The organism is Plantibacter sp. (assembly GCF_059073635.1).
Genome location: NZ_JCACOF010000009.1, coordinates 178,590 through 204,390 on the forward strand (window position 1 = coordinate 178,590; position 25,801 = coordinate 204,390).

Annotated in this window: 24 protein-coding genes and 1 pseudogene; 24 read left to right on the plus strand and 1 reads right to left on the minus strand. The window is 69.5% G+C overall.

Features of this window, described 5'->3' with window-relative positions:
• Positions 1-72: 72 nt before the first annotated feature.
• A complete protein-coding gene (locus AC5JOC_RS10850) occupies positions 73-879 on the minus strand; it encodes a peptidylprolyl isomerase (RefSeq protein WP_079705920.1) in 807 nt (268 codons plus the stop codon).
• Between the two features lie 184 nt (positions 880-1,063).
• Here AC5JOC_RS10850 and AC5JOC_RS10855 point away from each other — a divergent pair, with 184 nt between their 5' ends.
• From AC5JOC_RS10855 to metK, 24 genes and pseudogenes are all read left to right on the plus strand, one after another.
• The gene (locus AC5JOC_RS10855; protein ID WP_137241688.1) at positions 1,064-2,509 is read left to right on the plus strand and encodes a replication-associated recombination protein A; all 1,446 of its coding nucleotides are present in this window, start codon (positions 1,064-1,066) and stop codon (positions 2,507-2,509) included.
• 222 nt (positions 2,510-2,731) lie between these two features.
• Positions 2,732-3,361 (plus strand): 30S ribosomal protein S4, encoded by a 630-nt coding sequence (rpsD, locus tag AC5JOC_RS10860; RefSeq protein ID WP_064293825.1) that lies wholly within the window; start codon positions 2,732-2,734, stop codon positions 3,359-3,361.
• Positions 3,362-3,521: 160 nt separating this feature from the next.
• Positions 3,522-3,755: a hypothetical protein gene (locus AC5JOC_RS10865; protein ID WP_064293826.1), complete on the plus strand. Its 234-nt coding sequence runs from the start codon at positions 3,522-3,524 to the stop codon at positions 3,753-3,755.
• A 69-nt stretch (positions 3,756-3,824) separates the two neighbouring features.
• Positions 3,825-6,479, plus strand: coding sequence for an alanine--tRNA ligase (gene alaS, locus AC5JOC_RS10870; protein WP_192004912.1), 2,655 nt, complete (start codon positions 3,825-3,827; stop codon positions 6,477-6,479).
• A 1-nt stretch (position 6,480) separates the two neighbouring features.
• Entirely contained in the window at positions 6,481-6,951 is a 471-nt protein-coding gene (gene ruvX / locus AC5JOC_RS10875) for a Holliday junction resolvase RuvX (protein WP_079705923.1), read from the plus strand.
• A gap of 13 nt (positions 6,952-6,964) precedes the next feature.
• Complete coding sequence (gene mltG / locus AC5JOC_RS10880; protein ID WP_494246437.1) at positions 6,965-8,521, plus strand: endolytic transglycosylase MltG; 1,557 nt, start codon at positions 6,965-6,967, stop codon at positions 8,519-8,521.
• Positions 8,522-8,537: 16 nt separating this feature from the next.
• Positions 8,538-9,437: a shikimate dehydrogenase gene (locus AC5JOC_RS10885; RefSeq protein ID WP_430890959.1), complete on the plus strand. Its 900-nt coding sequence runs from the start codon at positions 8,538-8,540 to the stop codon at positions 9,435-9,437.
• A gap of 94 nt (positions 9,438-9,531) precedes the next feature.
• Complete coding sequence (gene aroC / locus AC5JOC_RS10890) at positions 9,532-10,746, plus strand: chorismate synthase (RefSeq protein ID WP_064293830.1); 1,215 nt, start codon at positions 9,532-9,534, stop codon at positions 10,744-10,746.
• Entirely contained in the window at positions 10,739-11,257 is a 519-nt protein-coding gene (locus AC5JOC_RS10895; RefSeq protein ID WP_430890957.1) for a shikimate kinase, read from the plus strand. Before aroC ends, AC5JOC_RS10895 begins: the two co-directional genes overlap by 8 nt.
• Entirely contained in the window at positions 11,254-12,351 is a 1,098-nt protein-coding gene (aroB, locus tag AC5JOC_RS10900; RefSeq protein WP_079705926.1) for a 3-dehydroquinate synthase, read from the plus strand. The genes AC5JOC_RS10895 and aroB overlap by 4 nt, the downstream gene beginning before the upstream one ends.
• Positions 12,352-12,403: 52 nt before the next feature.
• A complete protein-coding gene (locus AC5JOC_RS10905; protein ID WP_124769342.1) occupies positions 12,404-12,847 on the plus strand; it encodes a type II 3-dehydroquinate dehydratase in 444 nt (147 codons plus the stop codon).
• Between the two features lie 116 nt (positions 12,848-12,963).
• A complete protein-coding gene (efp, locus tag AC5JOC_RS10910; protein WP_056005785.1) occupies positions 12,964-13,527 on the plus strand; it encodes an elongation factor P in 564 nt (187 codons plus the stop codon).
• The gene (gene nusB / locus AC5JOC_RS10915; protein WP_064293834.1) at positions 13,524-13,940 is read left to right on the plus strand and encodes a transcription antitermination factor NusB; all 417 of its coding nucleotides are present in this window, start codon (positions 13,524-13,526) and stop codon (positions 13,938-13,940) included. Before efp ends, nusB begins: the two co-directional genes overlap by 4 nt.
• A gap of 2 nt (positions 13,941-13,942) precedes the next feature.
• Positions 13,943-14,353, plus strand: a complete 411-nt coding sequence (locus AC5JOC_RS10920; RefSeq protein WP_086473292.1) for a VOC family protein — start codon at positions 13,943-13,945, stop codon at positions 14,351-14,353.
• 68 nt (positions 14,354-14,421) lie between these two features.
• Positions 14,422-14,967, plus strand: a pseudogene (gene pyrR / locus AC5JOC_RS10925) (bifunctional pyr operon transcriptional regulator/uracil phosphoribosyltransferase PyrR); the annotation flags it as partial.
• Positions 14,964-15,923 (plus strand): aspartate carbamoyltransferase catalytic subunit, encoded by a 960-nt coding sequence (locus AC5JOC_RS10930; RefSeq protein WP_071260160.1) that lies wholly within the window; start codon positions 14,964-14,966, stop codon positions 15,921-15,923. The pseudogene pyrR and the gene AC5JOC_RS10930, both read left to right, overlap by 4 nt.
• Positions 15,916-17,283: a dihydroorotase gene (locus tag AC5JOC_RS10935; RefSeq protein ID WP_494246438.1), complete on the plus strand. Its 1,368-nt coding sequence runs from the start codon at positions 15,916-15,918 to the stop codon at positions 17,281-17,283. Before AC5JOC_RS10930 ends, AC5JOC_RS10935 begins: the two co-directional genes overlap by 8 nt.
• Positions 17,283-17,870, plus strand: a complete 588-nt coding sequence (locus AC5JOC_RS10940) for a PH-like domain-containing protein (RefSeq protein ID WP_124769343.1) — start codon at positions 17,283-17,285, stop codon at positions 17,868-17,870. Before AC5JOC_RS10935 ends, AC5JOC_RS10940 begins: the two co-directional genes overlap by 1 nt.
• Positions 17,871-17,872: 2 nt before the next feature.
• Positions 17,873-19,039: a glutamine-hydrolyzing carbamoyl-phosphate synthase small subunit gene (gene carA / locus AC5JOC_RS10945; protein WP_085510883.1), complete on the plus strand. Its 1,167-nt coding sequence runs from the start codon at positions 17,873-17,875 to the stop codon at positions 19,037-19,039.
• Positions 19,039-22,329 carry a carbamoyl-phosphate synthase large subunit gene (gene carB, locus AC5JOC_RS10950; RefSeq protein ID WP_086473290.1) on the plus strand — a complete coding sequence of 1,097 codons (3,291 nt, stop codon included), beginning with the start codon at positions 19,039-19,041 and terminating at the stop codon, positions 22,327-22,329. The genes carA and carB overlap by 1 nt, the downstream gene beginning before the upstream one ends.
• Positions 22,326-23,171: an orotidine-5'-phosphate decarboxylase gene (gene pyrF / locus AC5JOC_RS10955; protein ID WP_192004906.1), complete on the plus strand. Its 846-nt coding sequence runs from the start codon at positions 22,326-22,328 to the stop codon at positions 23,169-23,171. Before carB ends, pyrF begins: the two co-directional genes overlap by 4 nt.
• A gap of 28 nt (positions 23,172-23,199) precedes the next feature.
• Positions 23,200-24,078 (plus strand): guanylate kinase, encoded by an 879-nt coding sequence (gene gmk, locus AC5JOC_RS10960; RefSeq protein ID WP_064293842.1) that lies wholly within the window; start codon positions 23,200-23,202, stop codon positions 24,076-24,078.
• 68 nt (positions 24,079-24,146) lie between these two features.
• The gene (gene rpoZ / locus AC5JOC_RS10965; RefSeq protein WP_056005756.1) at positions 24,147-24,404 is read left to right on the plus strand and encodes a DNA-directed RNA polymerase subunit omega; all 258 of its coding nucleotides are present in this window, start codon (positions 24,147-24,149) and stop codon (positions 24,402-24,404) included.
• A 203-nt stretch (positions 24,405-24,607) separates the two neighbouring features.
• Positions 24,608-25,801, plus strand: a complete 1,194-nt coding sequence (gene metK / locus AC5JOC_RS10970) for a methionine adenosyltransferase (protein WP_064293843.1) — start codon at positions 24,608-24,610, stop codon at positions 25,799-25,801.

Here is a 25,801-nt window from a genome sequence, read left to right on the forward strand (position 1 = left end):
TATTACCCCGAGTCCTGCTCGGGGCGACCGCTTGCGCCGGTCGGTTCCGTCTGGTGCAGGTTACTGCACGCGCTACTGGACCGTCACCGAGGTGATGGTGGCGGGGACCGCTGGAGCACCGTCACCGCTGCCGTCTGCGACACCGCCGGACACGACACCCGAGACGAGCTGGTCGAGACCGCTCGTGATCTGGCCGAGCACGGTGTAGCCGCCGGCGGCGTCGGACGGGATGGTCGAGTCCTGGTACACGAGGAAGAACTGCGAACCGTTGCTGTAGCCGTTCCCTCCCTGGCGTGCCATGGCGATGGTGCCGGCCGGGTAGACGTCGTCCGTCGGTGCGTTCTCGACCGGGCCGTAGCTGTAGCCGGGGCCGCCGGTGCCGGTGCCGTCGGGGTCGCCGCACTGCAGGACGTAGATGCCGCTCGTCGTGAGGCGGTGGCAGGTGACGCCGTCGTAGAAGCCGGATTGGGCGAGGGAGATGAAGGAGGAGACGCCCTGCGGCGCGCAGGCGCCGTCGAGGGTGAGGTTCATGACGACGTCGTTGATCGTCATCTCACCACTCCAGTCGCGGTCCTCGGCGATGGTGCTCGCGGGGACCTCGCCGGTGTTCGCGCCGTCCGTGGCCCCGGTGACACCGCAGGCCCCGGCCTCGGCGGAAGCCGTGGGCGTCGCGACCGGGGTGCCCGGACCGCCGGCGAAGAAGAACACCTGCGCAGCCGTGGCACCGGCCAGGATGACGACGAGCGCCGCCGCGGCGATCACGTTGTCGCGGACGCGGCGCTTCGAGCGGTGCTCGTGCACGGTGCGCCGGGCGTTGTAGGCGCGCAGTCGTGCGCGTGCTGCGCGTGCCTCTTTGTCCGGACCCTTGCTCGTTGCCACGTCGTTCCCTCCAGGTGCCGTCGGCCGAGCGGCGGCATCGCGCTGTCATCTGGCACCACGCCCGCGGCGGACTGCCCAGGAGAACCTTACGGGGAGCGCTCCGCGCGGACCAAACGACGCACGACGGCGGCGACCCCGTTCTGCAGCGGGTCCGCGTGTCGCAGGCTGCGGCTAGCCTGGTGGAATGTTCAGTCGAGGACCCGGCATCGCCGGCGCACCGGTTCCGCTCGCCGTGCGCATGCGGCCCCGCAGCCTCGAGGAGGTCGCCGGCCAGCAGCACCTGCTCCGTCCCGGCTCGCCGCTCGTCCGCCTGGCGAGCGACAACGAGGGGACGCAGGCGGCCGTGTCCGTCATCCTCTGGGGCCCACCGGGCACCGGGAAGACGACCCTGGCGCAGGCCATCGCGCACAGCTCCGGCCGCCGGTTCGTGGAGCTCTCGGCCGTGACGGCGGGCGTCAAGGACGTCCGGCAGGTCATGGAGGAGGCGATGTCGAGCCGCGACCTCTACGGCAGCTCGACCGTCCTCTTCCTCGACGAGATCCACCGGTTCACGAAGGCCCAGCAGGACGCCCTGCTCCCCGGCGTGGAGAACGGCTGGGTCATCCTGGTCGCCGCGACGACCGAGAACCCGTCGTTCTCGGTCATCTCCCCGCTGCTGTCGCGTTCGCTGCTCCTCACGCTCGAACAGCTGAGCGACGACGACCTCGGCATCCTCATCGACCGCGCCGTGACCGACCCGCGCGGCCTGGCCGGTCGCTTCACCGTGACGCCGGAGGCCCGCGCCGCGATCATCCAGTTGTCATCCGGCGATGCCCGACGAGCCCTGACGGCACTGGAGGCGGCCGCGATCGCCGCCGACTCCGATCTCGGCGCTCCGGTCGACCCCGACGAGCTCGATCTCGACGACGCGGGCCTCCTCGACGTCGGCGATGAGGATGATGAAGACGACGAAGACGGGGTGGACTCCGACACCGCGACGCGGGCGCCCCGCGGTCCCGTGATCACCGACGAGCTCGTCTCGCAGGCGGTCGACCGCGCCCTGCTCCGATACGACCGCAACGGCGACGAGCACTACGACGTCATCAGCGCGTTCATCAAGAGCATCCGCGGATCCGACGTCGACGCCGCGCTGCACTACCTCGCTCGGATGATCGAGGCGGGGGAGGACCCGCGCTTCATCGCCCGCCGCATCATCATCTCCGCGGCCGAGGACATCGGCATCGCCGACCCGCAGGCGCTGCCCATCGCCGTGGCGGCCGCCGACGCCGTCCAGTTCATCGGCATGCCCGAGGGTCGCATCCCGCTGGCCGAGGCCGTGGTGTACCTGGCCACGGCCGCCAAGTCGAACGCGGCCTACGTCGCCATCGACCAGGCCATCGCCGACGTCAGGGCCGGAGCCTTCGGACGCGTGCCGAAGCCGATGCGCGACGCCCACTACGCGGGCGCCAAGCGTCTCGGACACGGCAAGGGCTACCGCTACCCGCACGACCACCCGATCGGTGTCGTCGCCCAGCAGTACCTGCCCGACGAGCTCCGCGACGTCCGGTACTACCAGCCCACCGATCACGGCCACGAACGCGACATCTCGGCGCGGTTGGACAAACTCCGGAAGATCGTCCGGGGCGAGTGATCCTCGGGTCGCGGCGGCCCGGCGACCGGGGCACGTCGTGCTAGTATTGATCCGCCTAGAACCGGTGTGACTGCGCGGCTGCTCGATCACCGTGTTCGACGGGCGTGTTCTGTAGCCGAACAGCCCCGGCGGACCCCTCTGACTTTGTCCGGTGTGATTCCGGATCACCGACGCGTCTTCGCGCCGGTCATTCATCGTTTGAGACTTCATCGAAAGGAAACCGTGTCTACCAAGTCACGTACCCGCAGCAAGACCCGCCTCTCGCGGGCACTCGGCATCGCCCTCACCCCGAAGGCCGCCAAGTACCTCGAGAAGCGTCCCTACGCTCCCGGTGAGCACGGCCGCACCAAGCGCAAGGCCGACAGCGACTACGCCGTCCGTCTGCGCGAGAAGCAGCGTCTGCGCGCCCAGTACGGCATCCGCGAGGCTCAGCTCAAGATCGCCTTCCAGGAGGCACGTCGCACCCAGGGCCTGACGGGTGAGAACCTCGTCGAGATCCTCGAGACCCGTCTCGACGCGCTCGTCCTCCGTGCCGGCTTCGCCCGCACCACGGCTCAGGCTCGCCAGATGGTCGTGCACCGCCACATCATGGTCGACGGCCAGCTCGTCGACCGCCCGTCCTTCCGCGTGAAGCCGGGTCAGCTCATCCACGTCAAGCCGCGCTCCGAGGGCACCGAGCCCTTCCAGGTCGCCGCTGCCGGCGGTCACGTCGACGTCCTGCCGAAGGTGCCCGCGTACCTCTCGGTCGAGCTCGACAAGCTCCAGGCACGTCTCGAGCGTCGTCCGAAGCGCGCCGAGGTCCCCGTGACCTGTGAAGTGCAGCTCGTCGTCGAGTACTACGCAGCCCGCTAGGACTGCGGCCCGGCTCAGGGCACCACACGAAGAGGCATCGGCTCCGGCCGGTGCCTCTTCGTCGTTGTACGACGCCATCGGTCCACCGCGCTCGACTACGATGGATGCTTGGTACGCCCGGCGACGCCCGGGTGGTCGCACCGCAGATGAGGAGTTCCCCATGAAGAACGTGTTCTGGCTGATCGTCGGCATCGGCGCCGGCTTCGTCGTCGCCCACGAGATCAACAAGACACAGTCCGGCAAGCGGTTCTTCTCCGAGCTGGACTCACGCGTCAGGGAGTTCACCGACACCGTCGGCGACGCCTACAAGGAGCGCGAGGCGCAGCTGCGCGACACGGCGGAGACCGTCGTCGCGCGCGTCGAGGACGCCGCAGAAGACCTCACCAAGCCGTAGCGGCACGCCCGGACGGGCATCGCCGCAGCGCACGAACATCGACACGCACACCCCTGACGTACGGACACCATGGACACCGCTGACATCCGCTCCCGCTGGCTCACCTTCTTCGGCGATCGGGGGCACACCGTCGTCCCCTCCGCCTCCCTCGTCAGCGACGACCCCTCGCTCCTCTTCACGGTCGCCGGCATGGTGCCGTTCGTGCCGTACCTCACGGGCGTCGTCCCCGCGCCGTTCGACCGCGCCACGAGCGTCCAGAAGTGCATCCGCACCAACGACATCGAAGAGGTGGGCAAGACGCCCCGGCACGGCACCTTCTTCCAGATGAACGGCAACTTCTCCTTCGGCGACTACTTCAAGGAGGGGGCGATCACCTACGCGTGGGAGCTCCTGACCGGCAGTGAGTCGAGCGGCGGCCTCGCCTTCGACGAGAAGGACCTCTGGGTCACCGTGTACAAGGACGACGACGAGGCGATCGACCTCTGGAAGCGCGTCGCAGGGCTCCCCGAGCACCGCATCCAGCGGCTCGACAAGGACACGAACTACTGGTCGACCGGTCAGCCCGGACCGGCCGGCCCGTGCTCGGAGATCTTCTTCGACCGCGGTCCCGCGTACGGAGCCGACGGCGGCCCGGCGACCGACGACGACCGGTACGTCGAGATCTGGAACCTCGTCTTCATGCAGTACCTGATCGAGAACGTCCGCGGCAAGGTCGACTTCGACATCGTCGGCGAACTCCCGAAGAAGAACATCGACACCGGCATGGGGCTCGAGCGGGTCGCCTTCCTCAAGCAGGGCGTCGAGAACATGTACGAGATCGACCAGGTGCGCCCGGTCCTCGATCGCGCCGCCGAGTTGAGCGGCCGTCGCTACGGCGCCGACCACGACGACGACGTCCGGATGCGCGTCATCGCCGACCACGTGCGTTCCTCGCTCATGCTCATGAGCGACGGCATCACCCCGTCGAACGAGGGACGCGGGTACATCCTCCGCCGCCTCATGCGACGCACCGTCCGTGCGATGCGCCTCCTCGGTGTCGACACCGCGACGTTCCCCGAGCTGTTCTCCGCGTCGCGCGACGCCATGAAGGCCGCCTACCCCGAGGTCGAGACCGACTTCGGCAGGATCTCGCAGAGCGCCTACGCCGAGGAGGAGACCTTCCTCCGGACATTGGCCAGCGGGACGACCATCCTCGACCTCGCGCTCGAGCAGACGAAGGGCACGGGCCGGACGGCCCTCGCCGGCGACTCCGCGTTCCTCCTGCACGACACCTACGGGTTCCCGATCGACCTGACCCTCGAGATCGCGGAGGAAGCCGGCCTCTCCGTCGACCGCGACGCGTTCGATTCGCTCATGACCGCGCAGCGCCAGCGGGCGAAGGCCGACGCGAAGGCGAAGAAGAGCGTCCTCGCCGACCTCTCGGTCTACAGCGACATCCGCGCCAAGGGCGAGACCGTGTTCACCGGCTACACCGAGCTCGAGACCGAGAGCCGCATCCTCGGCATCATCGTGGGCGGTCACCCGGTGCAGCGCGCGGTCGCCGGTGACATCGCCGAGGTGATCCTGGCGGAGACCTCGCTGTACGCCGAGTCCGGCGGGCAGGAGGCCGACCAGGGCGTCATCGTCGGTCCCGGATACGAGCTCGAGGTGCTCGACGTCCAGAAGCCGGTCAAGGGTCTCATCGCGCACAAGGTGCAGGTGAGCCAGGGCGAGGTGGGCGTTGACGCACCGGCGACGACCATCGTCGACGCGAGCTACCGCCGCGGCGCGCAGCAGGCGCACTCCGGCACGCACATCATCCACGCCGCCCTGCGGCAGGTGTTGGGCGACAGCGCCCACCAGTCCGGTTCGTCGAACAAGGCCGGGTATCTGCGGCTCGACTTCACCTGGAACCAGCCGCTGTCACCGGCGACGAAGTCGGAGATCGAAGAGATCTCCAACAACGCCATCCGCGACAACCTGCAGGTGAGCACCCGCGAGATGGCGCTCGACGACGCGAAGGCGCTCGGCGCCATGGCGCTGTTCGGCGAGAAGTACGGCGAGACCGTCCGCGTCGTCGACATCGGCGGACCGTGGTCGCGTGAGCTGTGTGCGGGCACCCACGTCAGCTCCAGCGCCGAGATCGGGTTGATCAACCTCGTCAGCGAGTCGTCCGTCGGCTCGACGAACCGTCGGGTGGAGTCGCTCGTCGGACTCGAGGCATTCCGCGACCTCGCCGCCGAGCGGGCGCTCGTCTCACAGCTCTCCGGCAGCCTCAAGACGCCGAAGGAGCAGCTGCCCGACCGCATCGCCGAACTCGTCGCGAACCTCAAGGCCGCTGAGAAGAAGATCGCCGCGTTCGAAGCCCGTGGGCTGAGCGAACGCCTCCCGGCACTGGCGCAGACCGCTCACCGCGTCGGCCCGGTGTCGCTCGTCGCCGAGCACCTGGGCGAGCTCGGGTCACCGAACGACGTCAGGACGCTCGTCACGCAGCTCCGCGAGCAGCTCGGCGCGAGCCCGGCGGTCGTCGCCCTGGGCGCGGTCGTCGGCGGGAAGCCCGCGATCGTCGTCGCGACGAACCAGGGTGCCCGCGACGCCGGACTCAAGGCAGGCGTCCTCGTCCGGGTCGCTGCCGGTGTCCTCGGCGGCAACGGTGGCGGGAAGGACGATCTCGCACAGGGTGGCGGCGTCGACGCCACCGCGCTCGGCGACGCCCTCGCGGCGATCGCACGCGAGATCGCCTGACGTGACGGACGAGTTCCGCCGCGGAGTCCGACTCGGGATCGATGTCGGGAAGGCCAGGGTCGGGGTCGCGAGAAGCGATCCCGACGGCCTGTTGGCCACGCCGGTGGAGACGGTCCCACGGGACCTCGGGGGCGATGCCGACATCCGGGCGATCGCGGTCATCGCCGAAGAACTCGGCGCGGTGGAGCTCGTCGTCGGTCTCCCGATCGCCCTGTCGGGGAAGGACACGGCGTCCACGCAGGACGCCCGGGAGTTCGCGGCCCGGCTCAGATCGATCACCGGTGTCCCGGCCCGTCTCGTCGACGAGCGCCTGACGACGGTGACCGCCCACAGCGCCTTGCGCTCCGCTGGGAAACGACAGAAGCAGACCCGCTCGATTGTCGATCAGGTGGCGGCCGTCATACTCTTGCAGTACGCCCTCGACGCCGAACGCGGTTCGGGGCGACCCCCCGGAAGCCCCGTCGACCCGTGAACAGGACGTGCCTGTGTCGAATCTGACACCTCAGAACAACCCAGCAGACGATCCGCTCGCCGACCTCTTCACGTCCGAACGGAACGCCGCGGGGGAGCAGCCGGTGCCACTGTCCCGACGCGAGGCACGTCAGCAGCGTGAGGCCGCGGAAGCCGCCTCGACGCCGTCCGAGCCCGTCGAGGAAGACGCCGCGAGCGACACGGCCGAACCGGCCCCGACCGGCGTCGCGTCCGTCGGCCGACCCCACGACCGCGCGTCGTCGGGTGACTCCAGTGTCAGCGAGCCTGCCGCGAGCGACACACCCCTGAGCGGGCCGACCTCACGTGCGCCCGAGTCGGACGACACCGATTCCTCAGCGTCCCGGGCCAGGACCACGACCATCCCAGCGTTCGAGGACCTGCTCGCCGAGGACGACACGGCGAACGACAGCGGGCCGCAGCCGATCCATCGGGGGCGCCGTCGTGCGCTGGCCGGCGGGGAACCGCCGAAGCGCCGACGTGGCCGTCGCGGGCTCATCGCGCTCATCGTGTCGATCGTCGTCGTCGGGGGTCTCGTCGCGTGCGCCGCGGTCGTGTGGACGAGTTACGAGCCGCAGATCCGCAAGGTCCTCGGCTGGGAGGAACCGAACGACTACGAGGGTGCCGGCAGCGGCGAGGCCGTCGTCATGGTCAACGAGGGCGACATCGGCGAGGACATCGCGACGAGCCTGCACGACGCGGGGGTCACGAAGTCGTTCGACGCCTTCTACGACCTCCTCCTCGCACAGCCCACCCAGCCGGAGTTCTTCCCGGGCGCCTACAAGCTGAAGCTCAAGATGAGCGCCGAGTCCGCCCTTGCGGCCCTGACCGACGAGGCGAACCGCATGGAGGACACCTTCGTCATCCCCGAGGGCACCGCTGAGCAGGACGCCCTGCCGTCGATCGCGGAGGGCACCGGCATCCCGCTGGAGGAACTCCAGGCGGCGGCCGCCGACGTCGCGTCCTTCGGCCTCCCCGCCGAGGCGACCTCGCTCGAGGGGTTCCTCTTCCCGGCGACCTACAGCCTCCCCGACGGCGGCGATGCGCACGCGGTCCTCCAGACCCTCGTGAACCGGTCGTTCCAGGCGCTCGACGACGCCGGGGTGAAGCCCGAGGACCGTTGGAAGACCATCGTCCTGGCCTCGCTCATCCAGAAGGAGGCCGGCCTCCGCGACGACTACTACAAGGTGTCGCGGGTCTTCCTCAACCGGCTGGACCCGGCCCAGTGGGAGAGCGGTCTGCTGCAGTCCGACGCCACGGTCGCGTACGGGACGGGCAACACCCACCGGGTGTCGACCACGGACGCCGAGCGCGCCGACGCCTCGAACCCGTACAACACCTACGTCCACCCGGGCATGGTCGTGCGACCGATCTCGAACCCGGGCGACCTCGCGATCGACGCCGCGCTGCACCCGGCCGACGGACCCTGGCTCTACTTCGTCACCTGGAACCTCGACTCCGGCGAGACGATCTTCTCCACCACCCAGGAGGAGCACGAGGCCGCGGTCGACAAGTGGCTGTCCTGGATGGACGAGCACCCCGAGTACCAGTAGCGGGAGCGTGGCGCACATGAGTGGAACAGGGGCGGGTCACGGCGAGGACGGGCAGCCGCGGCTCGCCGTGCTCGGCGCGCCCATCGCCCACTCCAAGTCCCCGGCACTGCACGAGGCCGCCTACCGGGTGCTCGGGCTCGACTGGGACTACGGTCGCCACGAACTCGAGGCGGCCGGCCTCTCGGCCTTCCTCGACGACCTCGGCTCGGACTGGCGGGGGCTCTCGCTGACCATGCCCCTGAAGCATCGCGCGCTCGAGCTGGCCGACGTGGCCGACCGCGCCGCAACCGAGACCGGGGCGGTCAACACGCTGCGTCTCCGCCGAGCCGAGGACGGATCCCGTCGGATCGAGGGGTTCAACACCGACGTCGGCGGCATCGTCCGCGCGATCGGGGCGGCCGGCGTCGACGCGATCGCCTCCGCGGTCGTCCTGGGCGGGGGAGCGACGGCCTCCTCGGCGATCATGGCCGCGGCGGACCTCGGTGCCGAGCACGTCCACGTGGCGCTCCGACGACCGGCCCAGGCGCGACCACTCGAGGACCTCGCCGGCCGGCTGGGGCTGCGGTTCGCCTCAGGGCCGCTCGACGGTGAGACGCCTGACGCACCACTCGTGATCAGCACCCTTCCCGGCGGCGCCCTCACCGAACCGGGTCCGGTCCTGTCCCATGCTCCAGGCGCGCTCCTCCTCGACGTCGCGTACGACCCGTGGCCGAGTGTGCTCGCGGAGGCGTGGTCGCAGGCCGGCGGGTCGGTCCTCAGCGGACTGTCGATGCTCGTGCACCAGGCGTTGCTCCAGGTCCGGATCTTCGTCCTCGGCGATCCGCTCCTGCCGCTCGAGGACGAGACGACGGTGCTCCGGGCGATGCTCGACACGGTCCACCTCGATCACACCGGGGCGCCGGTCGCCTCGCACTGACCGCTCCGGACGCATCCGTCGCCCACCTGCACACCCGCCGGGCCGTCGACCGAAGGCGCACGGTCGCGTCCCGGCTCTATGGAAGGATAGGACCATGCTTCGTTGGCTCACTGCCGGAGAGTCTCACGGCCCGGAACTCATCGCCGTCCTCGAGGGACTCCCGTCCGGCGTCCCCATCTCCATGGACGGCGTCCGCGCCGACCTCGCCCGACGGAAGCTCGGCTACGGCCGAGGATCCCGCATGAAGTTCGAGGAGGACGAGCTCAACCTGTCCGGCGGCGTCCGCCACGGCTTCTCCATGGGCAGCCCGATCGCGATCCGCATCGGCAACACCGAATGGCCGAAGTGGGCCGAGGTCATGAGCCCCGAGCCGACCGAGATCTCCGACAAGTCGCGTGGCCGCAGCGCCGCGCTCACCCGCCCGCGTCCCGGGCACGCCGACCTGACGGGCATGCAGAAGTACGGTTTCGACGAGGCGCGTCCCGTGCTCGAACGCGCCAGCGCACGCGAGACCGCTGCGCGAGTGGCCCTGGGTGCCGTCGCGCGCTCCTTCCTCGGCGAGCTGGGCATCACCCTGGTCAGCCACACGCTGTCGATCGGGCCCGTGCGCGTTCCCGAAGACAGCCCGCTGCCGGTCCCGGCCGACGTCGACGCGCTCGACGCCGATCCGCTGCGCTGCTTCGACAAGGCGACCTCGGAGCGCATGGTCGCCGAGGTCGATGCGGCCAAGAAGGACGGCGACACCCTCGGCGGCATCGTCGAGGTCCTGGCCTACGGACTCCCACCGGGACTCGGCTCCTACGTCCACTGGGACCGCCGACTCGACGCACGGCTCGCAGCAGCGCTCATGGGCATCCAGGCCATCAAGGGTGTGGAGGTCGGCGACGGCTTCCTCACGACGACGCGTCGCGGTTCCGCGGCCCACGACGAGCTCGTCCAGGAGAGCGACGGCATCGCCCGACAGAGCGACCGCGCCGGCGGCACCGAGGGCGGCATGACCACCGGCACCGTCCTCCGTGTCCGCGCCGGCATGAAGCCGATCGCGACCGTCCCGCACTCGCTCCGCACCGTCGACGTCGCGACGAGCGAGGCCGCCACCGCGCACCACCAGCGCTCGGACGTCTGCGCGGTCCCGGCCTCCGGTGTCGTGGCCGAGGCGATGGTGGCCCTGGTCCTCGCCGAAGCGGTGCTCGAGAAGTTCGGTGGCGACTCCGTCCCCGAGACGAAGCGCAACCTCGACGGATACCTGGCAGCGATCCCGTCCAACCTGCGCACGCGAGGCGACCACGCCTCCAGCGCCGATGCCTGAGCAGGCCGCCGATCTCCGACTCCCCGTCGTCCTCATCGGACCGATGGGGTCGGGGAAGAGCCGGGTCGGCAAGCAGTTGGCGAAGCGCCTGGGCCTGCCGTTCGTCGACACCGACAGCGTCGTGTCCGGCGAGCACGGCGCGATCGCGCGCATCTTCGAGCAACACGGCGAGGCGCACTTCCGCGCCCTGGAGCGGGCGGCGGTCGCCGCCGCGCTCGAGCAGCCGGCGATCGTGTCGCTCGGCGGGGGAGCGGTCCTCGACGAGGACACGCAGCGTGAGCTCGCCGATGCACGCGTCGTGCTGCTGACGGTCACCGAGGAGGCCGTGCTGGCACGGGCCAACCTCGACAAGCGTCCACTGCTCCGCGACGACCCCGGCGCGTGGTCGCGCATCGCCGCCGCCCGGCGTCCCGTGTACGAACGACTCGCGGATGTCACCTTCGACACCTCGCACCGACCCATCTCAGGCATCGTCGACGAGCTCGTCGCCTGGGTGAAGGAGCCTGCATGAGCACCGAACCGACCACCCCGACCGAGCGGACCGTCATCGAGGTGACGGGATCCTCCCCGTACCCCATCACGATCGGGAGAGGGCTGGAGGACGTGCTCGTCGACGCCCTCGGGACCGGCGTGCAGCGGGTCCTCATCGTCCACCCGGCGACGCTGGGCGAGAAGGCGGCCAAGCTGCGCGAGACCCTGAGCGACCGGTACCAGGTGCTGCTCGCCGAGGTGCCGGACGCCGAGGCCGGGAAACGGGTCGAGGTCGCCGCGTTCTGCTGGGGAGTCCTCGGGCAGGCCGACTTCACGCGCTCCGACGCGGTCATCGGCTTCGGCGGTGGCGCGGTCACCGACCTCGCCGGCTTCGTCGCCGCCACCTGGCTGCGCGGCGTCCGGCTCGTGCAGGTCCCCACGACGGTCCTCGGCATGGTCGACGCGGCCGTGGGCGGCAAGACGGGCATCAACACCGCGGAAGGCAAGAACCTCGTCGGCGCCTTCTACGCCCCGGCCGCCGTCGTCTGCGATCTCGACACGCTCGACACCCTCCCGAAGAACGAGATCCTCGCCGGGTTCGCCGAGGTTGCCAAGGCCGGGTTCATCCGCTACCCGGAGATCCTCGACCTCATCGAGGCCGATGTCGACGCCGCGACCGACCCCGACACGCCCGCCTTCCGCCGCTGCATCGAGCTCGCGATCCGGATGAAGGCCGACGTCGTCAGCGAGGACTTCACCGAGCAGGGCCTCCGCGAGATCCTCAACTACGGGCACACGCTCGGGCACGCCATCGAGCACGCCGAGCGGTACCAGTGGCGACACGGTGCCGCGGTGGCGATCGGCATGATGTACGTCGCCGAGCTGTCCCGCCTCGCCGGCCGACTGTCGGACGAGGTCGTCGACCGCCACCGTCGCGTCCTGGAGCTCCTCAGCCTGCCGATCGCCTATCCGGTGGGCCGCTGGAACACCCTGCTCGCGACGATGCAGCGCGACAAGAAGACGCGCGGTTCGATGTTGCGGTTCATCGTGCTCGACGACCTCGCCAAGCCGACCGTCCTCCAGGGGCCCGAGACCTCGCTGCTCTTCGCCGCCTACCAGGAGATCGGCTCCTGACCGACGCCGGCGCGCTCCGCGAGCGCTCGTCCCGAACGGATACCCTCGACTCATGACCACCGTGCTCGTCCTCAACGGACCGAACCTCGGACGCCTCGGCAGCCGTGAACCCGACGTCTACGGCTCGGCCGACCTCGATGCGCTGCGCACCGTGCTCGAGACCGACGCTGGCGACGGGACGCGGATCGACCTGCGTCAGACGGACGACGAGGGCGAGCTGATCGGCTGGCTCCACGAGGCCGTCGACTCCGGGACGTCCGTGATCCTGAACCCCGCGGCGTTCACCCACTACAGCTACGGGCTCCGCGACGCGGCGGCCATGGTCACGAAGGCGGGCCTCCTGCTCGTCGAGGTGCACCTCTCGAATCCGCATGCCCGCGAGGCGTTCCGTCACACGAGCGTGATCTCCGGTGTCGCGACCGGCGTGATCGCCGGTTTCGGCTTCGACTCGTACCGCCTCGCCCTCGACCTCGTGGTCCGCCGCAGCACCGAGTGACGTGCGAGGCGCCCTGGTCCACCACGGGCGCGTTGGTCACGGGTCCTCGCAGCGGTTACACTCGTTCGTTGGGTCGTATCCGGCCGCACACTTTCCACGAACGGACATTCTCGCGCATGGCTTCTACCGCTGACATCAAGAACGGCATCGTCCTGAACATCGACGGGCAGCTCTGGACGGTGATCGAGTTCCAGCACGTCAAGCCGGGCAAGGGTGGCGCGTTCGTCCGCACCAAGATGAAGAACATCATGACCGGCAAGGTCGTCGACAAGACGTACAACGCCGGCACGAAGATCGACGTCGAGAACGTCGACCGCCGCGACTTCACCTACCTGTACGCGGACGGCGACTCCTTCGTCTTCATGGACAAGAGCGACTACGACCAGATCACCATCCCCGCCGTCGTCGTCGGCGACACCAAGAACTTCCTCCTCGAGAACCAGGACGTCACGGTCGCCCTCAACAACGGCAACCCCCTGTACGTCGAGCTCCCCGCGTCGGTCATCCTCGAGGTCACCTACACGGAACCCGGGCTCCAGGGCGACCGCTCGACCGGTGGCACGAAGCCGGCGACCGTCGAGACCGGCTACGAGATCCAGGTCCCGCTCTTCCTCGAGACCGGCACCAAGGTCAAGGTCGACACCCGCACGGGTGACTACCTCGGTCGCGTCAACGAGTGAGCGCTCGTACCAAGGCGCGCAAGCGCGCCCTCGATCTGCTCTACCAGGCCGACGTCCGTCAGCAGACCCTCGCTGAAGTCCTGTCCGCGGAAGCCTCTCGCGCCGTCAGCGAGCCCGACCGCCAGGCCTCCTGGTTGTACGCGAGAGAGATCGTCGACGGTGTCGGTGACCACGCCGAGGAGATCGACGAACAGATCGAGACGTACGCGCAGGGCTGGACGCTCGCGCGGATGCCCACGGTCGACCGGGCCATCCTCCGGATCGCGATCTGGGAGATCCTGTTCAACGACGAGGTGCCGCACGGCGTCGCCATCGACGAAGCGGTCGAGGCGGCCAAGACGCTGTCGACCGACGACTCGGCCGGCTTCATCAACGGCCTGCTCGGCAAGATCTCGCAGATCAACCCGCGGTGACGATGAGCGACGAGACCGGCGCGGCCCTGCCGCTGAAGCGCGTGCACCACATCGCGATCATCGCCAGCGACTACGAGGCCTCCAAGCGCTTCTACACCTCGGTGCTCGGCTGCGAGCTGCTCACCGAGGTGTACCGGGCCGAGCGTGACTCCTGGATGGGCGACCTCGCCCTGAACGGTGAGTACCTCATCGAGCTGTTCTCCTTCCCGGACCCGCCGGCGCGCGCATCCGGGCCCGAAGCGCTCGGACTGCGGCACCTCGCCTTCGCCGTCGACGACGTCGACGCCGGCCACGCCCGTCTGGTGGAGCTGGGTGTCCGCGTCGAAGACGTCCGGATCGACCCGCACACCTCGCGCAAGATGCTGTTCTTCTTCGATCCCGACGGCCTCCCGTTGGAGCTCTACGAGGCCTGATCCGACTGCTAGGCTCGGGTGTTGACCAAGACAACCTTTAAGACCGTCCAGAGAGGCGGAGAAGGGAGTCGGCGATGAGCGCACGTACCGTGCTGCACGAAGCTGACATCGCGCGGGCGTTGACTCGGATCTCCCACGAGATCCTCGAGTCCAACCGCGGAGCAGACGACCTCGTGATCCTCGGCATCCCGACGCGCGGGGTCATCCTCGCGAAGCGGATCGCCGCCACGATCTCCTCGATCTCGGGCGCGACCATCGTCTCGGGTGCACTCGACGTCACGATGTACCGCGACGACCTGGCGAAGCACCCGACCCGTGCACCGCAGCCCACGACGCTGCCGCCACAGGGGATCGACGGGCGCACGGTCGTCCTCGTCGACGACGTCCTGTACTCGGGACGCACGATCCGCGCCGCCCTCGACGCACTGACCGACCTGGGCCGCCCGCGCGTCGTGCGGCTCGCCGCGCTCGTCGACCGCGGGCACCGCGAGCTCCCGATCCGACCCGACTTCGTGGGGAAGAACCTGCCCTCCTCGCAGGCGGAGCGCATCTTCGTCCGGCTCACCGAGTTCGACGGCGACGACTCCGTGACGATCGAGGGGAGCGGCGAATGAGGCACCTGCTGTCGACGAAGACCCTCACCCGCGACGAGGCGATCGAGATCCTCGACGTCGCGGAGGACATGGCCGAGACGCAGTTCCGTGAGGTCCGCAAGCTCCCGACCCTCCGTGGGAAGACGGTCGTCAACCTCTTCTTCGAGGACTCGACCCGCACGCGCATCTCGTTCGAGGCTGCCGCCAAACGGCTGTCCGCAGACGTCATCACCTTCAGCGCGAAGGGGTCGAGCGTCTCGAAGGGCGAGAGCCTGAAGGACACCGCACAGACCCTCGCCGCGATGCACGCCGACGCCGTCGTGATCCGACACTCCGCCTCCGGTGCGCCGCAGACCCTCGCCGACAGCGGCTGGATCGACGCCGGCATCCTGAACGCGGGGGACGGGACGCACGAGCACCCGACGCAGGCCCTCCTGGACGCGTTCACGATGCGCAAGCGCCTCCACGGCGAGCGGTCCCGCGGTCGCGCGCTCGACGGGGTGGCGGTGACGATCGTCGGCGACATCCTGCATTCCCGGGTCGCCCGCTCGAACGTCTGGCTGCTCGACACGCTCGGCGCCGAGGTGACCCTCGTCGCCCCGCCGACACTGCTTCCGGTGGACCTCGGCCCCTGGCCGGCAACCGTCCGCTACGACCTGGACGACGCGATCGCCCAGCGTCCCGACGTGCTGATGATGCTCCGGATCCAGTCCGAACGCATGCACGCCGCCTTTTTCCCGAACAGCCGGGAGTATTCCAGGCGCTGGGGGCTCGACGACGAGCGGCTCGCCCGCCTCGATCCGGCTAGCATTGTCATGCACCCCGGGCCGATGAACCGCGGTCTGGAGATCTCGTCCGGGGCAGCCGACTCACCCCGGTCGACCGTCCTCGAACAGGTCGCCAACGGGGTGTCGGTCCGGATGGCCGCGTTGTACCTGCTGCTGTCCGGCGATCGAGAGGAATCCACCCGTGTCTGAGCCCACTTCGAACCACGACGTCACCCTGATCACCGGAGCGACGCTCGCCGACGGGACACGCACCGACCTCCTCCTGCGCGACGGACGGATCGCGGAACGCGGCTCCGGGCTGAGCGCCGTCGGCGCGACCGTCGTCGACGCGGACGGCCTCCTCGCGCTGCCCGGGCTCGTCGACCTCCACACGCATCTCCGGGAACCCGGGTTCGAGCAGAGCGAGACGGTGCTCACCGGCACGCGTGCCGCAGCCGCCGGCGGCTTCACCGCGGTGTTCGCGATGGCCAACACCTCGCCGGTGGCCGACACGGCCGGGGTCGTCGAGCAGGAGCAGTCGCTCGGTGAGCGCGCCGGCTACGCCACGGTGCAGCCGATCGGTGCCGTGACGGTCGGACTCGCCGGAGAACGACTCGCCGAACTCGGCGCCATGGCCTCCTCACGCGCCAAGGTCCGGGTCTTCTCGGACGACGGCCTCTGCGTGTCAGACCCGCTGCTCATGCGTCGCGCGCTGGAGTACGTGAAGGCCTTCGACGGCGTGATCGCCCAGCACGCGCAGGAGCCCCGACTCACTGTCGGTGCGCAAATGAACGAGGGCGCCCTCTCCGGCGAGCTCGGTCTCACCGGATGGCCGGCTGTCGCTGAGGAGTCGATCATCGCCCGCGACGTGCTCCTCGCCGAGCACGTGGGTTCCCGCCTCCACATCTGCCACGTCTCGACGGCCGGTTCCGTCGACGTCATCCGCTGGGCGAAGGCCCGGGGCATCCCCGTCACGGCCGAGGTCACGCCGCACCACCTGCTGCTCACGGAGGAGCTGGTGGCGAGCTACGACGCCCGGTACAAGGTGAACCCGCCCCTGCGACGGGCGGAGGACGTCCAGGCGCTGCGCGAGGCCCTCGCGGACGGCACGATCGACATCGTCGCGACGGACCACGCACCGCACCCGGTCGAGGCCAAGGACTGCGAGTGGGACGCCGCCGCGAACGGCATGGTGGGCCTCGAGTCCGCCCTCTCCGTCGTGCACGCGTCGATGGTCGCGACCGGGCTCCTGGACTGGAACGACGTCGCCCGGGTGCTCTCGGCGACGCCGGCGAGGATCGGACGGATCACCGGGCAGGGGGCTTCGATCGAGGCCGGTGCTCCGGCGGAGGTCGTGCTCTACGACACCGCCGCCACCCGTCCGTTCGGCACGGCCGACCTGGCCGGCAAGGGCGTGAACTCGCCCTACCTCGGCCTGGAGCTGCCCGGCCGCGTCGTCGCCACCTTCCACCGGGGCTACGCGACCGTCCTGGACGGCGCCGTGCTCCCGACGGAGCAGGTCGCGGCCGCAGCACGCCGTGCCGCGCGATCCGCGGAGGTCGAGCACTGATGGACGGGCGGATCCTCGCGGCCGTCCTCGTCGCCCTCGTCCTCCTCGGCATCCTCGCCCTCATGGCCTTCGCCTGGCGACGCCGCGTCGCGCGCGACGCCCAGGTCGGTCCCCTCGCGGAGCTCCCCGACCCGCGGCCGGTCCCGTCACTGACGGTCGAGGTCCTCTACGTCGCGACGTCGAAGCACGACCAGCCGCTCGAACGGCTGGCGTTGCAGGGACTGCGCTACCGATCCCGGGTCACGCTCGAACTCGGTGCCGCCGGAGTCGTCGTCGACGTCCCGGGGGAGCGGCCGACGTTCATCCCGGCGACGAGCATCGTCGGCGTCGACCAGACCAACCTCACGATCGACCGGGTCGTCGAGCCGGGCGGGCTCATCCGCCTGAGCTGGCGCCCCGTCCCGACGGTGATCGCGGACAGCACCTTCCGCGTCCTCGAGCAGGCGGACCGCGCCCGCATCATCGACACCGTCACGAGCCTCATCCCCGCCGCGGACGCCGGACTCCGGCCGACCGGCACCCCAGACACCGTCGCCGACATCACCTCGGCCGACGACTCCACCCCACCGCCTCACGAGAGGGCTTGACCATGACCTCCTTCACCCCACCCAGTCCAGCGGTACTCGTCCTCGAGGACGGCAACCGCTACGTCGGGCACGCCTACGGCGCGACCGGCCGCACGCTCGGCGAGGTCGTCTTCGCCACCGGCATGACCGGCTACCAGGAGACGCTGACCGACCCGTCCTACGCCGGACAGATCGTCCTGATGACCGCGCCGCACATCGGCAACACCGGCGTCAACCGCGAGGACATGGAGTCCGCCCGCGTCTGGGTCGCCGGATACGTGGTGCGTGACGCGTCGCGCGTCGTCTCGAACTTCCGAGCGGACCGCTCGCTCGACGACGAACTCGTCCAGGACGGCGTCGTGGGCATCAGCGGCATCGACACCCGCGCGGTGACCCGGCACATCCGTTCCGCCGGTTCCATGCGCGGCGGCGTGTTCTCCGGCGAGGACTTCGAGTTGTCCGGCGCCGAGCAGCTCAGTCTCGTCCGGGCCGGCGCGCAGATGGCCGGTCTGAACCTGTCGAGCCAGGTCTCCACGACCGAGCAGTACACCGTGCCGGCGGTGGGCGAGCGCGTCGGTTCCGTCGCGGTCCTCGACCTCGGCGTCAAGACGTCGACGCTCAACCACCTCGCCGCTCGCGGCTTCGACGTCGTGGTGCTGCCGCAGTCGGTGACCTCGGCCGAGGTCCTCGCGCTCGAACCGTCCGCCCTGTTCTTCTCCAACGGCCCCGGTGACCCGGCTGCGAGCGACGCGCACGTCGCCCTCCTGCAGGACGTGCTCCGCGCGGGCGTGCCGTACTTCGGCATCTGCTTCGGCAACCAGCTGCTCGGGCGCGCGCTCGGCTTCGAGACCTACAAGCTGCCGTTCGGTCACCGCGGGATCAACCAGCCGGTCCTCGACAAGGCGACCGGTCGGGTGGAGATCACCTCGCAGAACCACGGTTTCGCGGTCGACCTGCCGATCGAGGGCAGACACGAGACGCCCGCCGGGTTCGGCCTCGCCGAGGTCAGCCACTACAGCCTGAACGACGAGGTCGTCGAGGGCATCAACTGCATCGACATCCCCGCGTTCTCGGTCCAGTACCACCCCGAGTCCGCCTCGGGTCCGCACGACGCGGTCTACCTGTTCGACCGGTTCCGCGACCTCGTGACCGGCCACGCCACCACTTCCAGCACCAAGGAGAACAACTAGTGCCCAAGCGCGACGACATCAACAGCGTCCTCGTCATCGGCTCCGGGCCGATCGTCATCGGGCAGGCCGCCGAGTTCGACTACTCGGGCACCCAGGCATGCCGCGTGCTGCGCGAGGAGGGCGTCCGCGTCATCCTCGTCAACTCGAACCCGGCGACCATCATGACCGACCCCGACTTCGCCGACGCGACCTACGTCGAGCCGATCACCTGGCAGGTCATCGAGACGATCATCGCGAAGGAGAAGCCCGACGCGATCCTGCCGACCCTCGGCGGCCAGACGGCGTTGAACGCCGCGATCCAGCTGCACGAGCACGGCATCCTCGAGAAGTACGACGTCGAGCTCATCGGCGCGAACTTCGAGGCGATCAACAAGGGCGAGGACCGCCAGATCTTCAAGCAGCTCGTGCTCGACGCGGGCGCGGACGTGGCCCGCTCGTACATCGCCCACACGGTCGAGGAGGCCGTCGGCTACGCCGAGGACCTCGGCTACCCGCTGGTCGTCCGCCCCTCGTTCACCATGGGCGGCCTCGGCTCGGGCTTCGCATACACCGAGACGGAGCTCCGCCGGATCGTCGGCGACGGCCTCCACCAGAGCCCGACCACCGAGGTGCTCCTCGAGGAGTCGATCCTCGGCTGGAAGGAGTACGAGCTCGAGCTCATGCGCGACACGGCCGACAACACCGTCGTCGTCTGCTCGATCGAGAACGTCGACCCGGTCGGCGTGCACACCGGGGACTCCATCACGGTGGCCCCCGCCCTGACGCTGACGGACCGCGAGTACCAGAAGCTCCGCGACATCGGTATCGACATCATCCGCGCGGTCGGCGTCGACACCGGCGGCTGCAACATCCAGTTCGCGGTCGACCCGGCCGACGGCCGCATCATCGTCATCGAGATGAACCCGCGCGTCTCCCGCTCGAGTGCCCTCGCCTCGAAGGCGACCGGCTTCCCGATCGCGAAGATCGCGGCGAAGCTGGCCATCGGGTACCGCCTCGACGAGATCCCGAACGACATCACGAAGGTCACGCCCGCGAGCTTCGAGCCCACGCTCGACTACGTCGTCGTGAAGGTCCCGCGCTTCGCGTTCGAGAAGTTCCCCGCCGCCGACCCGACGCTCACGACCACCATGAAGTCGGTGGGTGAGGCGATGGCCATCGGACGCAACTACGCCACCGCCCTGCAGAAGGCGCTGCGGTCGCTCGAGAAGCGCGGTTCCAGCTTCCACTGGGGCGACGAGTCCCGCAGCGTCGAGGAGCTGCTCGAGGTCATGAAGACCCCGACCGACGGCCGCATCGTCGTCGTGCAGCAGGCGCTCCGCAAGGGTGCCACCGCTGAGCAGGTCTTCGAGGCCACCAAGATCGACCCGTGGTTCATCGACCAGATCGTCCTGATCAACGACGTCGCCGACTGGATCGCCGCGGCGGAACGCCTCGACACCGAGGTGCTCCGTACCGCGAAGAACCACGGCTTCTCGGACGCGCAGATCGGTCAGCTGCGCGGGTTCGGCGAGCAGGAGGTGCGCGAGGTCCGGCACATCCTCGGTGTCCGCCCGGTCTACAAGACGGTCGACACGTGCGCCGGCGAGTTCCCGGCGCTCACCCCGTACCACTACTCGAGCTACGACACCGAGACCGAGGTGGTCGCGAGCGACCGCCGCAAGGTGGTCATCCTCGGGTCCGGCCCGAACCGCATCGGCCAGGGCATCGAGTTCGACTACTCCTGCGTGCACGCGTCCTTCGCGTTGCAGGCCGCCGGCTTCGAGACCATCATGATCAACTGCAACCCGGAGACCGTCTCGACGGACTACGACACGAGCGACCGACTCTACTTCGAGCCGCTCACGCTCGAGGACGTCCTCGAGGTCATCCACGCCGAGAGCGAGTCGGGCGAACTCGTCGGTGTCGTCGTCCAGCTCGGCGGCCAGACGGCGCTCGGGCTCGCGAAGGGGCTCGAGGCCGCAGGCGTCCCGATCCTCGGCACCACGCCGACCGCCATCGACCTCGCCGAGGAGCGCGGCCAGTTCCAGGAGATCCTGGACGCCGCCGGCCTCGTCGCACCGAAGAACGGCACCGCGGTGGAGATCGAGGGTGCGCTGCGCGTCGCCGAGGAGATCGGCTACCCGGTCCTCGTCCGCCCGAGCTTCGTGCTCGGCGGACGCGGCATGGAGATCATCTACGACAGCGCCTCGCTCACGGACTACTTCGTGCGCATCGAGGACCAGGGCATCGTGGGCCCGGCCCAGCCGCTGCTCGTCGACCACTTCCTCGACGACGCGATCGAGATCGACGTCGACGCCCTGTTCGACGGCGAGGAGCTCTACATCGGTGGCGTCATGGAGCACATCGAGGAGGCCGGGATCCACTCGGGCGACTCGAGCTGCACCCTGCCGCCCGTCTCGCTCGGTCGTGCCGAGATCGACCGCGTGCGGAACGCGACGCTCGCGATCGCCCAGGGGATCGGCGTGCGCGGTCTGCTGAACGTCCAGTTCGCGATCGGCGCCGGCATCCTCTACGTCATCGAGGCGAACCCGCGTGCGTCCCGCACGGTGCCGTTCGTGTCGAAGGCGCTCGGCATCCCGCTGGCGAAGGCCGCATCACTCATCATGACCGGCGCGACGGTCGCCGAGCTCAAGGACTCGGGGCTCCTGCCCCCGGTCGACGGATCCCGCGTCCCGATCGACTCCCCGGTGTCGGTCAAGGAGGCCGTGCTGCCCTTCAAGCGCTTCCGCACGAAGGACGGCCAGATCGTCGACAGCGTGCTCGGCCCGGAGATGCGCTCCACCGGCGAGGTGATGGGCATCGACAAGGACTTCCCGCGCGCGTTCGCGAAGAGCCAGGAGGCGGCCTACGGCGGCCTGCCGTCGAGCGGAACGGTGTTCGTCTCGGTCTCCGACCGCGACAAGCGTTCGATCATCCTGCCGGTGCTGCGCCTCCAACAGCTCGGGTTCGACATCCTCGCGACCGACGGCACGGCCGAGGTACTGAACCGGAACGGCATCAGTGCCCGGACGGTGCGCAAGTACAGCGAGACCACGGCCGCGGGCGAGGACGACTCGATCGTCGACCTGATCAACCGCGACGAGGTCGACATGGTCATCAACACCCCGAGTGGCCGGTCGGCTCGCGCCGACGGCTACGAGATCCGCGCGGCCGCCGTCGCGGCCGACAAGCCGCTCTTCACGACGATCGCGCAGCTCACCGCCGCGGTCGGCTCCTTCGAGGCGCTCGGCGGGGGCTTCGAGGTCCGCTCGCTCCAGGAGTACGCACTCGATCGGGCTGCGCGCTCGTGACGGCTTCGTTCGGAACCCGACTGGACGAGGTCTTCGTCCGGTCGGGCCGACTCTGCGTCGGCATCGATCCGCACCGCTTCCTGCTCGAGGCGTGGGGACTGCCCGACACCGCCGCCGGCGCGGGGGCCTTCGGCCTCGCCGTCGTCGAAGCCGCAGCCGGTCGCGCCGGGATCGTCAAGCCGCAGGTGGCGTTCTTCGAACGGTTCGGATCGGCCGGGTACATCGCCCTCGAAGGGGTCCTCGCCGCGGCACGCGACGCCGGGCTCCTCGTGATCGGCGACGCCAAGCGCGGTGAGATCGGGACGAGCATGGAGGGCTATGCCGAAGCGTGGCTGACCCCCGGTTCACCGCTGGAGGTCGACGCCCTCACCGTGAACCCCTATCTCGGCTTCGGCTCACTGCAGCCGGTACTCGAGCTCGCCGAGCAGCACGGCAAGGGCGTGTTCGTGCTGACGGCGACCTCGAACCCGGAGGGTCGCGACGTCCAGCTCGCCGAGGACAGGGCCGGCCTCACCGTCGCGGCGTCGATGCTCGAGGAGATCGACCACTGGAACGCACGGCACCACCCCGGGGCGACCGGTTCGATCGGTGCGGTCATCGGAGCCACGCTCCGTCTCGAGGAGTTCGGCCTGACGGAGGTACCGCCGACGACCACGCTCCCGATCCTGGCACCCGGGTTCGGCCACCAGGGGGCCTCGGTCGCCGACCTCGGATCCATCTACGGCGACCTCGCGCCGGGCGTCATCGTCTCCGAGTCCCGGAGCATCCTCGCGGCCGGACCCTCGGGGATCGCGGACGCCGTCGAACGTTCCGTCGCAGCCGTGAGGAGCGCCCGTGGTTGACCAGGAGCAGGACCAGCCCAGTAGGAACATGCCGGAGGTCGATCGGGCCGCAGCCTCGCGTGAGGCCGTGCGCAAACGCCGCGCCCGCGCGACCGTCAAGGCGTCCATCGCCTCCGGCGCCCGCACCCCGTTGGAGGTGCTCGACGCCGCGACCGCCGATCCGGACGGTATCGAGGGCGGCATCCGCATCACCGAGTACCTCCTCAGCATCCCGAGTGTCGGCGTCACCAAACTGGGGCGAATCCTCGAATCGCTCGGCATCTCCTCGGTCAAGCGCCTCGGCGGTCTCGGCCGACTGCAGCGGGATCGCCTCCGCGCCTTCATCGCAGAACGCTACCCGGGCACCGCGCGCAGCAGACTCGTCGTGCTCGCCGGCCCGACGGCCGTCGGCAAGGGGACGGTGGCCGCCTACATCCGCGACCACTACCCGGAGGTGCACCTCTCCGTCTCGGCCACGACACGCAAGCCCCGGCCGGGGGAGCAGCACGAGGTGAACTACTACTTCGTGACCGACGACGAGTTCGACGGCCTCATCGAGGGCGACCGCCTGCTGGAGCACGCCACGGTCCACAACGCGTACCGCTACGGCACGCCACGCGAGCCGATCGAGCGAGCGCTCGCGGCCGGCGACAGCGCATTGCTCGAGATCGACATCCAGGGTGCCAGGCAGGTCCGGGAGGCGATGCCGGAGGCGACCCTGGTGTTCCTGCTGCCCCCGAGCTGGGACGAACTGGTCCGTCGACTGGTCGGACGAGGCACCGAGGACGAGGAGGAACGGGAGCGCCGACTGCGCACCGCGAAGGTCGAACTGGCCGCCGCGGACGAGTTCGACCACCGTGTCGTCAACGACGACGTGGCCCGCGCGGCCCAAGAGGTCGTAGACTTGATGAAGATTCACGGGGATTGACGTCCGACGCGCACCCCGCATCGATCCGATCTTCCCCGAACACAACCACACGAGGAGTGTGAACCTGCATGGCTGACAAGCTCAAGGGCATCATCGATCCGCCCATCGACTCCCTGCTCACCAAGGTCGAGTCCAAGTACGCACTCGTGATCTTCGCGTCCAAGCGCGCGCGCCAGATCAACGACTACTACGCCGACCTCCACGAGGGCAGCCTGTTCGACAACGTCGGGCCGCTGGTCGACTCGTCCGTCGAGGACAAGCCGCTCTCGATCGCGATGCACGAGATCAACGAGGACAAGCTCCAGATCAAGCCGATCGCCGAATAACCGCTTCACCACGACGAATCCGCCGGGCGCCAGACGACCGGCGGATTCGTCGTGTCGGTCCCGTTCCCGCCGCCGCCGACGCCCCGCGTCACGGACGGACGACGTGTCCGAGGCCTCGACTAGAGTGATGAACGGTCCGGCCCCGGAACACCGCGACGGCCGATCCCTCCACCATCGCACCACCACTTCCGACGGGAGACCGCATGACCGAGCTGCGCCTGTTCACCTCCGAATCCGTGACCGAGGGGCATCCCGACAAGATCTGCGACCAGATCTCGGACAGCATCCTCGACGCGCTCCTCGAGGTGGATCCGCGCAGTCGAGTCGCCGTCGAGACGCTCGTCACCACCGGGCTCGTCCATGTCGCCGGTGAGGTCTCCACGAGCGGCTACGTCGACATCCCGACGATCGTCCGCGAGCGCATCCGGTCCATCGGCTACACCTCGTCCGACATCGGATTCGACGGCGACTCCTGCGGCGTGAGCGTGTCGATCGGCTCGCAGTCCGCCGACATCGCCGCCGGAGTCGACCATGCCTTCGAGTCCCGCGAACAGTCCAGTGTCGACGCCTACGACCTCCAGGGCGCCGGCGACCAGGGCATCATGTTCGGGTTCGCGACCACCGAGACGCCGCAGTACATGCCGCTGCCCAGCTGGATCGCACACCGTCTCGCGGAGCGACTCGCCGAGGTCCGCAAGTCCGGCCAGCTCGACTACCTGCGCCCGGACGGCAAGACCCAGGTCACCATCGGATACGACGGCTTCCTCCCGAAGACCGTGGAGACGGTCGTGGTCTCCACGCAACACAATCCGGGTGTCTCCACGGAGCAGCTGCGTCGCGACGTCCAGCGTCACGTCATCGAACCGGTCCTCGCGACGGTCGAACTCGACAGCTCGAACGTGACGCACCTGATCAACCCGACCGGCATCTTCGTCGTCGGTGGCCCGATGGGCGACGCGGGGCTCACCGGACGCAAGATCATCATCGACACCTACGGCGGAGCGGCTCGACACGGCGGTGGAGCCTTCAGCGGGAAGGACCCGTCGAAGGTGGACCGCTCGGCCGCATACGCCATGCGCTGGGTGGCGAAGAACGCGGTCGCCGCCGGATTCGCCGAACGTCTCGAGGTGCAGGTCGCCTACGCCATCGGCAAGGCCGCGCCGGTCGGGCTCTACGTCGAGACCTTCGGGACGGCCCATGTGCCGGAGGCGGACATCACGCGCGCGATCCGCGACGTCTTCGACCTCCGTCCGGCCGCGATCATCGCCGACCTCGACCTCATCCGCCCCATCTACGCCGCAACGGCGGCGTACGGGCACTTCGGCCGCGAGCTCCCCGACTTCACGTGGGAGCGTCTCGACCGGGTGGAGGCGTTGCGGTCAGCAGCCGGGCTGTAG

What these genes read in the sequence shown, in the direction of transcription:
- AC5JOC_RS10855 (WP_137241688.1), top strand. Translation starts at nt 1,064, where the DNA reads ATGTTCAGTCGAGGACCCGGCATCGCCGGCGCACCGGTTCCGCTCGCC.
- AC5JOC_RS10865 (WP_064293826.1), top strand. Translation starts at nt 3,522, where the DNA reads ATGAAGAACGTGTTCTGGCTGATCGTCGGCATCGGCGCCGGCTTCGTC.
- alaS (WP_192004912.1), top strand. Translation starts at nt 3,825, where the DNA reads ATGGACACCGCTGACATCCGCTCCCGCTGGCTCACCTTCTTCGGCGAT.
- AC5JOC_RS10885 (WP_430890959.1), top strand. Translation starts at nt 8,538, where the DNA reads ATGAGTGGAACAGGGGCGGGTCACGGCGAGGACGGGCAGCCGCGGCTC.
- aroC (WP_064293830.1), top strand. Translation starts at nt 9,532, where the DNA reads ATGCTTCGTTGGCTCACTGCCGGAGAGTCTCACGGCCCGGAACTCATC.
- AC5JOC_RS10895 (WP_430890957.1), top strand. Translation starts at nt 10,739, where the DNA reads ATGCCTGAGCAGGCCGCCGATCTCCGACTCCCCGTCGTCCTCATCGGA.
- aroB (WP_079705926.1), top strand. Translation starts at nt 11,254, where the DNA reads ATGAGCACCGAACCGACCACCCCGACCGAGCGGACCGTCATCGAGGTG.
- AC5JOC_RS10905 (WP_124769342.1), top strand. Translation starts at nt 12,404, where the DNA reads ATGACCACCGTGCTCGTCCTCAACGGACCGAACCTCGGACGCCTCGGC.
- efp (WP_056005785.1), top strand. Translation starts at nt 12,964, where the DNA reads ATGGCTTCTACCGCTGACATCAAGAACGGCATCGTCCTGAACATCGAC.
- AC5JOC_RS10920 (WP_086473292.1), top strand. Translation starts at nt 13,943, where the DNA reads ATGAGCGACGAGACCGGCGCGGCCCTGCCGCTGAAGCGCGTGCACCAC.
- AC5JOC_RS10930 (WP_071260160.1), top strand. Translation starts at nt 14,964, where the DNA reads ATGAGGCACCTGCTGTCGACGAAGACCCTCACCCGCGACGAGGCGATC.
- AC5JOC_RS10940 (WP_124769343.1), top strand. Translation starts at nt 17,283, where the DNA reads ATGGACGGGCGGATCCTCGCGGCCGTCCTCGTCGCCCTCGTCCTCCTC.
- carA (WP_085510883.1), top strand. Translation starts at nt 17,873, where the DNA reads ATGACCTCCTTCACCCCACCCAGTCCAGCGGTACTCGTCCTCGAGGAC.
- gmk (WP_064293842.1), top strand. Translation starts at nt 23,200, where the DNA reads ATGCCGGAGGTCGATCGGGCCGCAGCCTCGCGTGAGGCCGTGCGCAAA.
- rpoZ (WP_056005756.1), top strand. Translation starts at nt 24,147, where the DNA reads ATGGCTGACAAGCTCAAGGGCATCATCGATCCGCCCATCGACTCCCTG.
- metK (WP_064293843.1), top strand. Translation starts at nt 24,608, where the DNA reads ATGACCGAGCTGCGCCTGTTCACCTCCGAATCCGTGACCGAGGGGCAT.